Raw genomic sequence first — 14,022 nt, forward strand, 5'->3', positions numbered from 1 at the left:
GGCGTTCCGCATGGCGAGGGGGCACCTCCCAGCGGTAGCTGGGGGAGGGTGGGCACAACCCACCCACCGGCCCGCAGCACGCCAACGAAACCCCAAAGGGGCAATCGGCGAGGCGCACCCCTGCACAGGGGGTGTTGCGCGGGACGGTCGGCCCGGGGAGTGGAGACCGTAGGTCCCGCGCTGGATGCGTGCCGCCGCACGTCATGGAGCCGAGATCAGCCCACCCGGAGGAGCAGCGGGTCACCGGCGGGACGGGGACGGGGTGGGGTGTCCCCGCAGGTCGAGAAAGTCACCGGCCGAAAGCCGTAAACGAGACCTTCACGCCGAGGAGACACCCCACCCCGGCACCGGACACCGTAGAACACGTGCCCCCCACGGCCACCGGCACAAGCCAAGAATCACGCGGCGCCAGCCGCGACGTACCGATCCATACGCCGCGCCGAAGCCACCCACCCGCACCCGAACATGGCGCCAAGCCACACGCGCAGCGCCCCCGTGACGCGGCGCAAAAATCAGCGCGGGACCCTACAGTGCGCACCACACCGGCCAACCGTCCCGCGCAACACCCCCGACGAACGGGGCACCCCCGTTTCCTTCCGCACCCCGCGAAGGGGTTACGCCCCCCGCGATGGGGCCCGCCAGAAGGAGGTCAGGGCGTGGGCCGTTTCGTGGGGGCGCTCCGCGTTGGGGGAGTGGCCCGCGCCCTCGATGATGGTCCGGCGCGCTCCCAGCCGCACCGCCATCTGGTCGAGCAGCGGCACGGGCCAGGCGTAGTCCACCTCGCCGGACAGCACATGGAACGGCAACGGCACCCGGGCCAGCTCCGCGACCCGGTCGGGTTCACCGGTCAGCGTCTCACCCGCCGCACCGAGCTGCTCCGGCACATTGGCCAGCCACCGCCGCCGCAGAAACGCGGCCACCTCGGGCGGTGTCTCCTCGTCGGCCGCCTCGGGCGGATCGAGCTGCCGCATCGCCGCCCAGATCTCCTCCATGGTCAGCGAGGGAAGCGCCCCGAGCAGCATCTCGACGCGCTTGCGCTGCGACGCGGCGACGGCGGCGGGCCCGCTGCTCAGCAGGGTGAGCGACGCGAACGGCGCGGCGTCCCGCAGCACGGCGGCCCGCGCGATCAGTCCACCGAGCGAGTGCCCCACCAGATGCACCGGCCGCCCCTCGTCGCCGATCGCCCGCGCGAGCGCAAGCGTGTCCCGTGCCAGCTCGCCCAGCCCGTACGCGCCCCGCGCACGCGGCCCGCCCGTCTCGTACTGCCCGCGCCCGTCGACGGCGACCACCCGGAACCCGGCGTCGGCCACGGGCTCCAGCAGCGCGACGAAGTCCTCCTTGCTCCCGGTGAAGCCGGGCAGGAGCAGCGCGGTACCCAAGCGGGCCGCGCCCGCGTCGTGCACGGCGAAATCTCCTCGCGCGGTCTCCAGCCGGTACGCGCGGGCTGCGCCGGGCAGCGTGAGGAACGGAGGCTTGCTCATGCGCCGACGCTATCGCCCGCCCGCTCGTCCTCCGCCGCCCGGCGCTCGCGGGCCCGCGGCAGGACGCGCCGAGGCCCGGCCCCCGTAAGGGAACCGGGCCTCCGGAGTCGTGCGGTCCGCGCGGGCGGGGGAGGGGTCAGTCCTCCTGGGAGGCCTGCTGCGTCGCGCCGCTGCGGGTGCGGCGACGGCGGCGCGGCTTGCGCGCTGCCTCGTCGCCGTCGCCCGTCGAAGCGGACGCGTCCGCGCCGGACGGCGAGGTCTCCTGGCTGACGGCGCCGCCCGCGGGCGTGCTCGCCTCGGTCGCGGCGGCCGACCCCGCGCCCGCGCCGCTGCGCGTGCGACGGCGGCGGCGCGGCTTGCGCGCTGCCTCGCCCTCGGCCGTGGCGACGGCCGCCTCGGCGGAGGCGTCGGAACCGTCAGAGGCTTCGGAGCCGCCGGAAGCGGACTCGGCCGCGTCGAGCGGCTTGCCGTTGCGGGTGCGGCGGCGCTGGCGGGAGGCGCGGGCGCGCTTCGGGCGCTCCTGCTCCTCGCTCGCGCCCCTGGAGTCCTTCGCGTCCTTCGACGCGCCCTTGCGGCTGCGCCCCGTCTCGCCCAGATCCTCGACGTCCTCGGCGGACAGCCCGGCGCGCGTGCGCTCGGCGCGCGGCAGCACGCCCTTGGTGCCCTCGGGGATGCCCAGCGCCTCGTAGAGGTGCGGGGAGGTGGAGTACGTCTCCTCCGGGTCGGCGAGATCCAGCTCCAGCGCCTTGTTGATGAGCTGCCAGCGCGGGATGTCGTCCCAGTCGACGAGCGTGACGGCCGTACCCGAGTTGCCCGCGCGGCCCGTGCGGCCGATGCGGTGCAGGTAGGTCTTCTCGTCCTCGGGCGTCTGGTAGTTGATGACGTGCGTCACACCGTCGACGTCGATGCCGCGCGCGGCGACGTCGGTGCAGACGAGGACGTCGACCTTGCCGTTGCGGAAGGCGCGCAGCGCCTGCTCGCGCGCTCCCTGGCCGAGGTCGCCGTGGACGGCGCCCGCGGCGAAGCCGCGGCGGGTGAGCTGCTCGGCGACGTCGGCCGCTGTCCGCTTCGTGCGGCAGAAGATCATCGCGAGGCCGCGGGTGTCCGCCTGGAGGATGCGGGAGACCATCTCCGGCTTGTCCATGGAGTGGGCGCGGAACACGTGCTGTGTCGTGTTCTTGACGGTCTGGCCCGCGTCGTCAGGGGCCGTGGCGCTGATGTGGGTGGGCTGGCTCATGTACCGGCGGGCGAGGGAGATGACCTGGCCCGGCATCGTCGCCGAGAACAGCATCGTCTGGCGCTTGGCCGGAAGCATCTGGATGATCTTCTCGACGTCGGGCAGGAAGCCGAGGTCGAGCATTTCGTCGGCCTCGTCCAGGACCAGGGCCCTGACCTGCGAGAGCCGCAGCTTCTTCTGGCCCGCGAGGTCCAGCAGGCGTCCGGGCGTGCCGACGATCACGTCGACGCCCTTGCGCAGCGCCTCGACCTGCGGTTCGTACGCGCGCCCGCCGTAGATGGACAGCACGCGGACGTTGCGGACCTTGCCCGCCGTCAGCAGATCGTTCGTGACCTGCTGGCACAGCTCTCGCGTGGGGACGACGACGAGGGCCTGCGGCGCGTCGGTGAGCTGCTCGGGCGTGGCCCGGCCCAGCTCGACGTCGGCGGGGACGGTGACGGATTCCAGGAGGGGGAGGCCGAAGCCCAGCGTCTTGCCGGTGCCGGTCTTGGCCTGGCCGATGACGTCGCCACCTGAGAGGGCGACGGGGAGCGTCATCTCCTGGATGGGAAACGGGGAAGTGATGCCGACGGCCTCAAGGGCCTCAGCGGTCTCGGAGAGGATTCCGAGTTCGCGAAACGTCGTGGTGGACAGGATGCTTGCCTCTTCTGTGTGACGCGTGATGAGGCGGCGAGGAGGGTCGTACCGCACCGGATAGCGGGGCCGTGCCGGCCCGCCGGCTGGTGCGGGACCACTGGCTCTCGCTCAAGCGCTCATCGCGCGAGCGGTCCCTCTTGCCATGGTGCGTACGGGGAGCACGCTCCCACGCGGGAGGGCTGTCTGGTCGGAGCCGATCGGGCCACCGACCGGGCATCCGCTTGCAGTCCGAGGGAGGCCCCCTCGGACAGTGCTGCATGCAGTGTTGCATTGAATTGGGCCCACCAGTCCTGGCGGGCGCCAATATCACTGTACCCCGGATCCGCGCATGTGTACCGGGGCGATTGTTGTGTACGAGTTCACTGTGGTCCGGAGACGGCCGGGACGGGGGGCTTCCGGTCCAGGTGGGGCGGGCTATCGTGCAGGGCATGGAGACCCCCGACAAGACCCCCGCCGCAGCGCCGGACGCGACGGAGAACACAGACGCGACGGAGAACACGAACGCGGCGGACAACGCGGAAGCGGCGGACAACACACCCGAGCCCGAGCGCACGGGGATCGCCTCCCAGGACTGGGCCCAGGCGTCCGCGGAGCCCACGTACCGCGCCGCTGTCATCGACCTGCTGGGCGCCCTGGCCTACGGCGAGCTGGCCGCTTTCGAGCGGCTGGCGGAGGACGCCAAGCTGGCGCCCACCCTGGCGGACAAGGCGGAGCTGGCGTCGATGGCGTCGGCCGAGTTCCAGCACTTCGAGCGACTGCGGCAGCGGCTCGCCGCCATCGACGCGGAGCCCACGGCGTCCATGGAGCCCTTCGCCGCGGCCCTGGACGAGTTCCACCGGCAGACCGCGCCGTCGGACTGGCTGGAGGGCCTGATCAAGGCGTACGTGGGCGACTCGATCGCCTCCGACTTCTACCGCGAGGTCGCAGCGCGTCTGGATTCGGACACCAGGGCGCTGGTGCTGGGTGTGCTGGACGACACGGGGCACTCCAGCTTCGCCGTGGAGAAGGTGCGGGCCGCCATCGAGGCCGACCCCCGGGTGGGCGGCAGGCTGGCGCTGTGGGCGCGCAGGCTGATGGGCGAGGCGCTCTCGCAGGCGCAGCGCGTGGTCGCGGACCGCGACGCGCTCTCGACGATGCTGGTCGGCGGGGTCGCCGACGGCTTCGACCTGGCCGAGGTGGGGCGGATGTTCTCCCGTATCACCGAGGCGCACACGAAGCGGATGGCCGCGCTGGGGCTGGCCGCCTGATCGACCCGTACGGGCCTGAGCGGTCCCGTGCGCGCCGCGCGCGGCCGGGACCGGGGCCCGGGGCGTCGAGTCAGGCCCGGGGCGGGCTGGGGACGCGCGGGCCGAGGCCCGACGCGCGTACGTTCTCGCTGTAGAGCAGGGAGAGGATCGCCACGCTCACCCCGGCGGCGACGGCCAGCGTCGCGGGCGCGTGTCCGGGGCCGAGCACGATGCGGCTGATGAGTCCGCCGAGCACTGCCGCGCCGGGTCCGGTCGCGAGCACCAGGGGACGGTTCGGAAGCCGCGCGGGCAGCCGCTTGGTGGCGGCGTAGGCCAGAGCGAGTCCGAGGGCGGCTGCGCCGAGTACCTCCCAGATCATGGGGACCTCCTCGGGGTTTCGGCCGGTGCGGGCCTGTGATGCATGTCGGTCGATCCCCGTCCTCCCCCTGTGGGAGGAACACGAAACGGCGGCTGCCCGGTTTTCGGGAGCCGCCGTTTTTCCGTGCGGACGCATGCCGCGCCCGGCCCGAAAGCGCTCAGATCGCGCCGAAGCCCACCTTGCGGGCGGCCTGCTCGCCGATCTCGACGTAAGCGACCCGGTCGGACGCGACCAGGATCTTACGGCCGTGCTCGTCCTCAAGGCTGAGCATCCCCGAGCCACCGCTGGCGAGAGCGGCGGAGACCGCGCTCTCGACTTCTTCGGGAGACTGCTTGCTCTCGAAGACGATCTCGCGGGGCGCGTGCTGCACGCCGATCTTGACCTCCACGGCTATGTCCCTCCGACGGTCACTCGATTGCGCGGACAGCCGCGCTGTACGGAGCACACATTAGCCGGATCCGGGCAGGCCACGGATATCGCCTCCACACGCCGTGAGCGAACACCCGTGAGCCCGTACGTCCGTAAGAGCGTGCTCACTGCATGGGGAAGCCCGCGATGCCGCGCCAGGAGAGCGAGGAGATCAGCTTGGCCGCCGCGTCGCGCGGGACGGGCTGGCCCGAGCTGAGCCAGTACCGCGCGGTGATCTGGGCCATGCCGCACAGGCCGACCGCGAGCAGCATGGCCTGGTCGCGGGGGAGCTTGGTGTCCTCCGCGATGACCTCGCTGACCGCCTCGGCGCAGTCCAGGCTCACCTTGTCGACGCGCTCGCGCACGGCGGGCTCATTGGTGAGGTCGGACTCGAAGACGAGCCGGAAGGCGCCGCCCTCGTCCTCGACGTACGCGAAGTAGGCGTCCATCGTGGCCGCGACCCGGAGCTTGTTGTCCGAGGTCGAGGCGAGCGCGGCGCGCACCGCCTGGAGCAGCGACTCGCAGTGCTGGTCGAGCAGCGCGAGGTAGAGGTCGAGCTTGCCCGGGAAGTGCTGGTAGAGCACGGGCTTGCTGACGCCCGCGCGGTCCGCGATGTCGTCCATGGCCGCCGCGTGGTAGCCCTGTGCGACGAAGACCTCTTGCGCCGCCCCCAGGAGCTGGTTCCGTCGGGCCCGGCGCGGCAGGCGCGTGCCACGCGGGCGCGCCTCTGTCTGCTCCATCGCTGTCACGCCGCCTCCCTGGTTCTTTCCGCGCGCTCTGCGCTGCGCCGCCATCGTACTTTTCGGTAACAGAGGTGCGCGCGGTGTGGGCCGAGAATTTCACCGTCCGGACAGTACGTGGGCTGCTTTATCGGTTTTACCGGTATTCGTCCTCGTTCAGCTCCACCACGCGTGCCTGCTCGGCGGCGTCGGCCGGGTCCACCTCGTCGCTGCCGCGCTCTGTGATCGGGACATCGCGCTGCCGCAGCAGGTCGGCCTGCTGCTCGGCGGCGTCCGCCTCGGGGGCCTCCGGGTCGGCCGGGCCCTCGGGTTCGTCCTCGTAGACGTCGTCGAAGGTGTCCGGGTCCGTCGGGTCCACAGTCATGTCGGCTCCCCTTTCCGGGACGAAGGGCCTCCGTCGAGCGTAGATCGAGCGTGGAACGCCCGGGAGGGCCCGCTGGTGTGCGCATGCGACGCGTTCCCCGTCGCGGCCCGGATGACGCGTGACGTCGCGTGACTTCGCGTGACGACATGTCGTGCGGCGACGCGTCGGGACCTGTGACGGCGAACACGTGAGCGCGTGCGTGATCGTCTCGTAACATTGCCCGCATGTCGTCGACCGAGCAACCGGGAATCCGAGCGGCAGCGCCCCACATCGTGCCTCCCTCGGGGCCCAGAGTCGGCCAGGGGGAGGAACTGGGTTCCGTCCCGCTGCCCGGGCTGACGCTGGCCGTGCGCTCCCGGCCCCCCGAGCGCGCTGGACTGCCGCCCGCGCTGCTGGTGCACGGGCTGGGCGGCTCGTCGCAGAACTGGTCGGCGCTGATGGGCGAGCTGGCGGGCGACCTCGACGCGGAGGCGCTCGACCTGCCGGGCTTCGGCGACTCCCCGCCGCCGGACAGCGGCGACTACTCCATCTCCGCGCACGCCCGCGCCGTCATCCGCTATCTCGACTCCCGCGAGCGCGGCCCCGTGCACCTCTTCGGCAACTCCATGGGCGGCGCCGTCGCGACGCGGGTCGCCGCCGTGCGCCCCGATCTGGTGCGCACCCTGACGCTCGTCTCGCCCGCGCTGCCGGAGCTGCGCCCGCAGCGCACCGCGCTGCCCACGGCGCTGCTCGCCGTGCCGGGGGTCGCGAGCCTGTTCCTGCGGATGACGAAGGACTGGTCGGCCGAGCGCCGCACCAGGGACGTGCTCTCCCTCTGCTACGGCGATCCCGGCCGGGTTTCGGCCGAGGCGTTCGCCGCCGCCGTCGAGGAGTACGAGCGGAGGCTGGCCCTCCCGTACTTCTGGGACGCGCTCTCCCGCTCGGCCCGCGGCATCGTGGACGCCTATACGCTGGGCGGCCAGCACTCGCTGTGGCGGCAGGCCGAGCGCGTCCTCGCGCCGACGCTGCTCGTCTACGGGGGACGGGATCTGCTCGTCGGCTTCCGCATGGCGCGCCGGGCCTCGGCCGCCTTCCGCGATTCGCGGCTGCTGGCCCTGCCGGACGCGGGGCACGTGGCGATGATGGAGTACCCCAGACTGGTTGCCGACGGTTTCCGTGAATTGCTCACGGAGACGACGCGGTTGACCGGACCCGTCGATTCCCGTAACGCTGCGTCCACGACGAGCGTGACGAGTACGTCGAGCGCGACGGGTGCGACAGGTGCGACAGGTGTAACGGGCACGTCGAGTGCGTTGGACACGCCGGGCACGGACACGTCGGGCACGATGAGGCACGTACCCCCGAAAGGTGACTAGTGGGACGCCATAGCCGTAAGGGCCGCGGAGACGCGCGCGACACCTCCGAGATAACGGCGGTACGCGGCGAGCGCGACCGCCCCGACGGCGCGTCCGTGCCGCAGCAGCAGGTGCGGCAGGCGCCGCCCGGCCCCTCGGCGCCCCAGGGGTGGCAGGGGCACGGGTACGGGCCTGGTCACGGGTACGGGCCTGGCCATGGCCACGGCGAGGGCACCCCGGCGCACGGCGTGCCCCGTGCCGGGTTCACGCCGCACGGCACCCCCGCCGTGCCGCACGCGCGCGGGGGCCACCCCGAGCAGCGCGAGCCGGGCGGCGGCTGGGGCGCGGACGGTACGGGCCGCGGCCCCTCCGTCGGCCCGCAGGCGCAGCACGCCACGGGAGGCGCGGCCGGACGGGTGATGAACGCCACCCCTGGAGCCTCCGTCGCGCCCGGTGCGGGGCCCGGCGGGCGGCGCGGGCCACGCCAGGAGTACCTCGACGCCTTTGACGACACCGACGTGTTCGCCCCGGGTGCCCCGAGTGTTCCGGGTGCTCCGGGCGCGGGGCGGCGCAGATCTGGGCCGTCGCGCGACGAGGGGGAGCAGGAGACGGCGCACGGCGCCGCCCGCGAGCCAGGCCCGTACGCGCGCGACGGCCTCCGCGGCCGTCCGCACCCCTCAGCGGAGGGCGGCGCGGGCGGCGACGAGACACACGCCGCGTACGCCGCCGGGTACGAGGACGACGACGATCCCCGCGACCCCCACGCACCCCGCACCGCGCGGCACGAACGGGGCGCCAAGGGGCGCACGTTCACCGGCGTTGCCGCCGCCGCGGTGACCACGGTGCTGGCGGTCGTCATCGCCGGGCAGGTCGCGGGCGGCGACCACTCCCGCGAGGACCGGGCCGAAGGCAATACCGGCAGGACCCAGGGCGAGGCGGCGCAGACCTCGCGCTCGGACGACGAACGCGGCACCCCCACCAAGCCGGAGGCCGCGCCCCTCACGTACGACGACAAGATGGGCAAGGTCTTCCCGCTCGCCGACGACTTCAAGGGCAAGGGCGGCTTCACACCTGTCGCGGGCCACGAGAAGGGGCCGGACAGCGGCAAGGTGCTGCGCTACCGCGTCGACATCGAGAAGGGGCTGCCCCTGGAGGGCGAGCTGTTCGCGCAGGCTGTGCACAAGACGCTCAACGACGACCGCAGTTGGGCGCACGACGGCGAGCGCAGCTTCGAGCGGGTCTCGTCCGGCGACGCGGACTTCGTCATCACCCTCGCGAGCCCGAAGACGACCGACGTGTGGTGCGCCAAGTCGGGGCTCGACACGAGCGTGCAGAAGGTCTCGTGCGACTCGGCCGCGACCGAGCGCGTCATGATCAACGCCTATCGGTGGGCCCAGGGCGCGAAGACCTTCGGCGACGACCACATGTACAGCTACCGGCAGATGCTCATCAACCACGAGGTCGGCCACCGCCTCGGGCACGGCCACGTCGGCTGCTCCAAGGACGGGGCGCTCGCTCCGGTGATGATGCAGCAGACCAAGTTCCTCGCCACGGGGAAGGCGAAGTGCCGCCCCAACGCCTGGCCGTATCCGACGAAGTCGTAAGTCCTGTAAGTCCTGACGGGGCGGGGCGGGGCGGGGTTGGACGGAGCGGGGTCGTGCCGGGGCGCGGCCCGGCCCCGTTCGTGCGGGTGCGCGTACTCGCGTCCGTGCGACCTGCGTGCGCCGTCCGTAAGCGCCCCGAGCCGCCTCCGATCACATTCCGCTTCCGGCCGCCGCCGTCCCCCGGACGGCCCTCGCGGCGCTGGTCACGGGGTGACACACGGGCGATGACCGGTGGCCAGAAGGCTGTCCGGTTTTCTGTGTGAACAGGCCGGAACGCCCGAGTGCCGGGAAAGTCACGGCCGTTCACCCCTTCCGGTGGCGCGACGGACAACCGTCCATCACGCACACCCGGCGCGCGCATACCGTCTTGCGCGTCACGCCACTGCCCCGCACATCGGTCAGTGGCCCCATGCGAAGGATCGATCGGGGGTGCGTTCGTGCGCATCGCACTGCTTACGGAGGGTGGTTATCCCTACGCGCGCGGTGAGTCCGTGGTGTGGTGCGACCGCCTGCTGCGCGGGCTGGAAGGCCACGAGTTCGAGGTGTACGCGCTCAGCCGCAGCGCGCGCCAGGAGGACGCGGGCTGGTGCGAGCTGCCACGCAACGTGGAGCTGGTCCGCACCGCGCCCCTGTGGGGCGGCGCCCCCGTGGACACCGCTCCCGCGCCGGGATCCGCCACCGCCGCGGGCTACGGGCGGCGCGAGCGGCGCCGCTTCGCCGAGCACTTCACCGAACTGGCCGGAGCCGTCTGCGCGGCGGATCCGGACGACGGCGGCGTCGGCCGCCGCGCCCGGACGCCGGACGCCGAAGGCGCGTCGTCGCCCTCCGGCGCCCTCCTCCTGGCGGACCGTTTCGCCGCAGGTCTGTACGGGCTGGCCGAACTCGCGCGCGAGCACGGCGGGCTGCCCGCGGCGCTCCGCTCCGAGCAGGCCGTCCGCATCCTGGAGTCGGCCTGCCGGGCGCCGGGAGCGCTGCGCGCCGCGCAGGCGGCGCAGGTCCCCGATCTGCTGGCGGTCGCCGAGCGGCTGGAGCGCGCGCTGCGCCCGCTCTCCCTCGACTGGTACGGCTACGGCCTCTCCGCCTCCCCCCACGCCGCGTCTCCGCACGCTGCCTTCGGCGCACCCGGTGCCGTCGGCCGTGCGGGGCTCGCCGGGGCCGACCTGTGCCACGCGGTGGGCGGCGGCCCCGCCGCGCTCCCCGGTCTTGTGGCCAAGCGCGCGTACGGCACGCCGCTGCTGATCACCGAGTACGGCGTGCGGCTGCGCGAGCACTACCTCTCCAGCGCGGCCGATGCGGTGGCTCCGGCTGCCGCGGGCGCGCCGGTGCGCGCGCTGCTCGCCTCCTTCCAGATGCGGCTGGCCCGTGAGGCGTACCAGCAGGCGCAGCTCATCACCCCGGGCAACGGGCACGCGCGCCGCTGGCAGGAGCGCTGCGGCGCGGAGCGCGAGCGGCTGCGCACGGTTTACCCCGGCATGGACGCCTCCCCTTTCGCCGAACTCGGCGAGCGGGCGGGGGTGTCGTCCGCTGAGGGGCCCGGAGGATCCGGACGGCCCGAAGGGGGCGGTGGCGGAGGCGGCGGGGGCGGTGGGGCGCCGAGCCTGGTGTGGGTCGGACGGATCGAGCCGTCCAAGGACCTGATCGCGCTGCTGCACGCCTTCGCGCGGGTGCGCGAGGCCGTGCCGGGGGCGCGGCTGCGGATCGTACGGACGGGTCCTGGGCGCGGACCCGAGGCCGACGCCTACGCCGCGCACTGCCAGGCACTGGCCGCGCAGCTCTTCCCCGACGAAGCGGCCGACGCGCGGACGGTCGGCGAGAGCCCCGTCGCCTTCGAGGATGTCGGCAGCCCGGTGGTACCGGCGCTCGCTGACGCCTACGCGGCAGGCGACGTCGTGGTCCTCTCCAGCGTGGTGGAGGGCTTCCCCGTCTCGCTGGTGGAGGCGATGTTCTGCGGGCGGGCGACGGTCTCGACGGACGTGGGCGCGGTGTGCGAGGTCATCGGCGGCACCGGTCTCGTCGTGCCCTCGCGCAACCCGCGCGCCCTGGCCGACACCTGTACGGCCCTGCTGCGGGACCCCGCGCGCCGGGCGCGGCTGGGCGCTGCGGCGCGGGCACGGGCGCTCGAACTGTTCACCGTGGAGCAGAACATCAAGGCATTTCGTGGCATCTACCTGGAGCTGATGTCGCACTGCCCGGCACGCCGGGGCGACGCCGTGACGACGGGTGACGGCGGGATGCCGGTGCCCTTCGCGCGTCCGGCGGAGTCCCATGTTCCGGGGCGCTGGGCGGGTACGCGACGGGACTCGGCGTCGGCGTCGGCCTCGGCCTCGGCATCCGCTTCGGCATCGGAGGCGACGGCCACGGGGGGCGGCAGGTGGCCCGGCAGCCGCCTCGTGCCGCGGCGCATGGGGCTGTGGGGGCGGTCCGGTGCGGGTGCGGGTGCGGGTGGCGGTGGCGATGTGGCCGAGGGGGCAGAGGCGGCGCGCGTGCGTGTGCCGAGCTGGGCGCGGGCCGACGCGTCCGGCCCGGTGCTGCCGGTCACGGCGGGTGTCGGCGGCCACGGCGACGCGACACGCACGGACCGCGCGGGGCGCACGGGCAGCACGTCCGGTGAGGAGGACGCACGGTGACGGCGCGCGGCGGACACGGCACACCCCCGGCCCACCTCGCCCACACGAGCGAACCGGGGCCCCCGGTGGGCGCGGACGCGTGGGACGTCCGCTCCTGGGCGCTGCTTCCGGAACCGGAGGGACCGGAGGAGGACCCGGACGGAGGCGCCGCCTCCGATGTGGAGGCGGCCTTCGGCGCCGTACGAAACGGTTCCGACGCTTCCCCGGAACGCCACCCCCTGCCGCCCGAGGCCCCGACGGAGCCCCCTGAGGCGAACGGGGACGAGCCCCCAACCCCCGACACGGACGCAGAGGACGCCCCCGGCGTGGGCGCCAGGTCCGTCAACGCGCCCCGCGAGGGCGGCATGTCCGGCGCTTCCCGCGTCGCCGACGCCCCCGGTGTGGGCGCTGCGTCCGGCGCGCCCTCCGACGTGGACGCCTCCGGTGTGGGCGCTGCGTCCGGCGCGCCCTCCGACGTGGACGCCTCCGGTGTGGGCGCTGCGTCCGGCGCTTCCCCCGACGTCAACTCCCCCGGTGAGGGCGCCGCGTCCAGCGTGTCCCTGGGCGTCGACGCGCACGTACACGGTGAAGAGGGTGCTTTCCGTGCCGCTTCTGTAAAGGAAGAAGCAAAGGGACCGACAGGTCGGCAAGGGGCGAGGTCGGGGCCCGCTGATCCCGTGCGGGGGCTGATGCACCGGTACAGGGAGTTGTGTGAGCGGGCCGTGGACCCGTTGGAGATCGCGGCCGGGCTCGAGGCGTACGGAGTCACCGACCGCACAGCCGCCCGCTTCCGGCACCGCGACGTCTTCTCGCTCGCCGAGGAGCTGTACGCGCGGGTGCCCCGGGCCGAGGAGGGCCTGGGGTCCGCGGGGCCGTCCACCGCCTCCCGTCAGGACGGCGAGGGCCAGGGCCAGGACCGGGACGAGGACGAGGGCCAGGAGGACGCGCGCGGCGTCACCGCCCGCGCGCTGCGCGCGCTCCTCCCGGCGCTCCCCGGCGCCCTGTGCGCCGCCACGCTCGCGGCGACCGGCGAGCCGCACCCCTTCCCGCACCCCGTCGTGCGCCCGTGCGTCGCGGTCGTCGGCGCGGTGGCGGTGGCCGTGGCGCTGCGGCTGGTGCTGCGCCGGGTACCCGGTACGCGGCCCATGGCGCTGTGGGTCTGCTGGCTGGTCGGCTACGCGCTCGCCGGGGACTGGCTGCTCACCCAGCTCATCGCCGGCGGCCCCGACGCGACGACATCGGCCGACGTGCGTCAGCTCACCGAGCGCGGGCGCTGGGCCGTGCCGCTGGGGCTCGCGTGCGCGGTGCTGCCAGCCGTGTGGTGCGTGCGCTGGTTCGCGGTACGGGCGCGAAGAACGCTCGCGGGCAGCCGCAGCCTGGGCGAGTTCGCCGCGGGGGTACGGCCGCTGCTGACCTCCACCGTCGCGCTGTTCACGCTGGCGCTGCTCGGGGTGCTGTCCGCGGCCGATCTCGCCGCCGGTGGACGGTCGCTGACCGTCGCGGAGCTGTCGGGCACCGCCGCGCTCGGGGTGCTGCTCTTCGCGGCGCTGCTGCTGGCCGCGCACGGCTACGCCCCCGCCGCCTCCGCCGGGCTCGGCGCCGCCTGCGTCGCGCAGGCGCTGGCCCTGGTCTCGCCGCTCGCTGCCCGGGTGCCGCGACTCGGCCCGGTCGGGCGTCCCGTCGAGGTGTTCGTCGCCGTGCTCGGTCCCGGCGCCGTGGCCGCCGTGGTCTGTCTCGGCGCGGCGCTCGGGCTGCTGGCGTACGCGTGGCGCGCGCTCACCGGTGCCTCCGCGCACCACCGCCCGGCGGCGCCCTGATGCCCGTCGCCCCCCACCCCCACCCCCACCCTCACCCCTGGCCCAGATCCGGGCCCCGGGGCTTACCCGAGCCACCACGTCACACCGACAAGGAGCAGGACCGCATGACCACAGCGAAGCCCGCGGCAGCACCACCCGCCCCGGCCTCCACCCCGGCCCCCGTCCCCACCCCCGTACAGGAGAGGGAGGA

11 protein-coding genes are annotated in these 14,022 nt (G+C 74.0%); 5 read left to right on the forward strand and 6 right to left on the reverse strand.

Features of this window, described 5'->3' with window-relative positions; all coding sequences use genetic code 11:
* Positions 1 to 614: 614 nt before the first annotated feature.
* Both ACYVOO_RS08620 and ACYVOO_RS08625 read right to left on the reverse strand, forming a co-directional pair.
* Positions 615 to 1,481: an alpha/beta fold hydrolase gene (locus ACYVOO_RS08620; protein WP_461015038.1), complete on the reverse strand. Its 867-nt coding sequence runs from the start codon at positions 1,479 to 1,481 to the stop codon at positions 615 to 617.
* Positions 1,482 to 1,617: 136 nt separating this feature from the next.
* Entirely contained in the window at positions 1,618 to 3,255 is a 1,638-nt protein-coding gene (locus tag ACYVOO_RS08625; protein ID WP_461015039.1) for a DEAD/DEAH box helicase, read from the reverse strand.
* Between the two features lie 527 nt (positions 3,256 to 3,782).
* Between ACYVOO_RS08625 and ACYVOO_RS08630 the strand changes: the two genes are divergently transcribed.
* Positions 3,783 to 4,601, forward strand: coding sequence for a ferritin-like fold-containing protein (locus tag ACYVOO_RS08630; RefSeq protein ID WP_461015040.1), 819 nt, complete (start codon positions 3,783 to 3,785; stop codon positions 4,599 to 4,601).
* A 70-nt stretch (positions 4,602 to 4,671) separates the two neighbouring features.
* Here ACYVOO_RS08630 and ACYVOO_RS08635 read toward each other — a convergent pair whose 3' ends face one another.
* The 4 genes from ACYVOO_RS08635 to ACYVOO_RS08650 form a co-directional block, all read right to left on the reverse strand.
* On the reverse strand, positions 4,672 to 4,959 hold the full coding sequence (locus ACYVOO_RS08635) for a hypothetical protein (protein ID WP_461015041.1): 288 nt from the start codon (positions 4,957 to 4,959) through the stop codon (positions 4,672 to 4,674).
* Positions 4,960 to 5,116: 157 nt separating this feature from the next.
* Positions 5,117 to 5,347, reverse strand: coding sequence for a DUF3107 domain-containing protein (locus tag ACYVOO_RS08640; RefSeq protein WP_461015042.1), 231 nt, complete (start codon positions 5,345 to 5,347; stop codon positions 5,117 to 5,119).
* Positions 5,348 to 5,492: 145 nt separating this feature from the next.
* Positions 5,493 to 6,116: a TetR/AcrR family transcriptional regulator gene (locus tag ACYVOO_RS08645; RefSeq protein WP_453345334.1), complete on the reverse strand. Its 624-nt coding sequence runs from the start codon at positions 6,114 to 6,116 to the stop codon at positions 5,493 to 5,495.
* A gap of 127 nt (positions 6,117 to 6,243) precedes the next feature.
* Positions 6,244 to 6,471 carry a hypothetical protein gene (locus tag ACYVOO_RS08650; RefSeq protein ID WP_461015043.1) on the reverse strand — a complete coding sequence of 76 codons (228 nt, stop codon included), beginning with the start codon at positions 6,469 to 6,471 and terminating at the stop codon, positions 6,244 to 6,246.
* 224 nt (positions 6,472 to 6,695) lie between these two features.
* Here ACYVOO_RS08650 and ACYVOO_RS08655 point away from each other — a divergent pair, with 224 nt between their 5' ends.
* The 4 genes from ACYVOO_RS08655 (at position 6,696) to ACYVOO_RS08670 (ending at position 13,832) form a co-directional block, all read left to right on the forward strand.
* On the forward strand, positions 6,696 to 7,826 hold the full coding sequence (locus tag ACYVOO_RS08655) for an alpha/beta fold hydrolase (RefSeq protein WP_461015044.1): 1,131 nt from the start codon (positions 6,696 to 6,698) through the stop codon (positions 7,824 to 7,826).
* The gene (locus tag ACYVOO_RS08660; protein WP_461015045.1) at positions 7,826 to 9,409 is read left to right on the forward strand and encodes a DUF3152 domain-containing protein; all 1,584 of its coding nucleotides are present in this window, start codon (positions 7,826 to 7,828) and stop codon (positions 9,407 to 9,409) included. Before ACYVOO_RS08655 ends, ACYVOO_RS08660 begins: the two co-directional genes overlap by 1 nt.
* 437 nt (positions 9,410 to 9,846) lie before the next feature.
* A complete protein-coding gene (locus tag ACYVOO_RS08665) occupies positions 9,847 to 12,036 on the forward strand; it encodes a DUF3492 domain-containing protein (protein WP_461015046.1) in 2,190 nt (729 codons plus the stop codon).
* Complete coding sequence (locus ACYVOO_RS08670) at positions 12,033 to 13,832, forward strand: hypothetical protein (RefSeq protein ID WP_461015047.1); 1,800 nt, start codon at positions 12,033 to 12,035, stop codon at positions 13,830 to 13,832. The genes ACYVOO_RS08665 and ACYVOO_RS08670 overlap by 4 nt, the downstream gene beginning before the upstream one ends.
* Positions 13,833 to 14,022: the final 190 nt, after the last annotated feature.

The organism is Streptomyces daliensis (assembly GCF_054782395.1).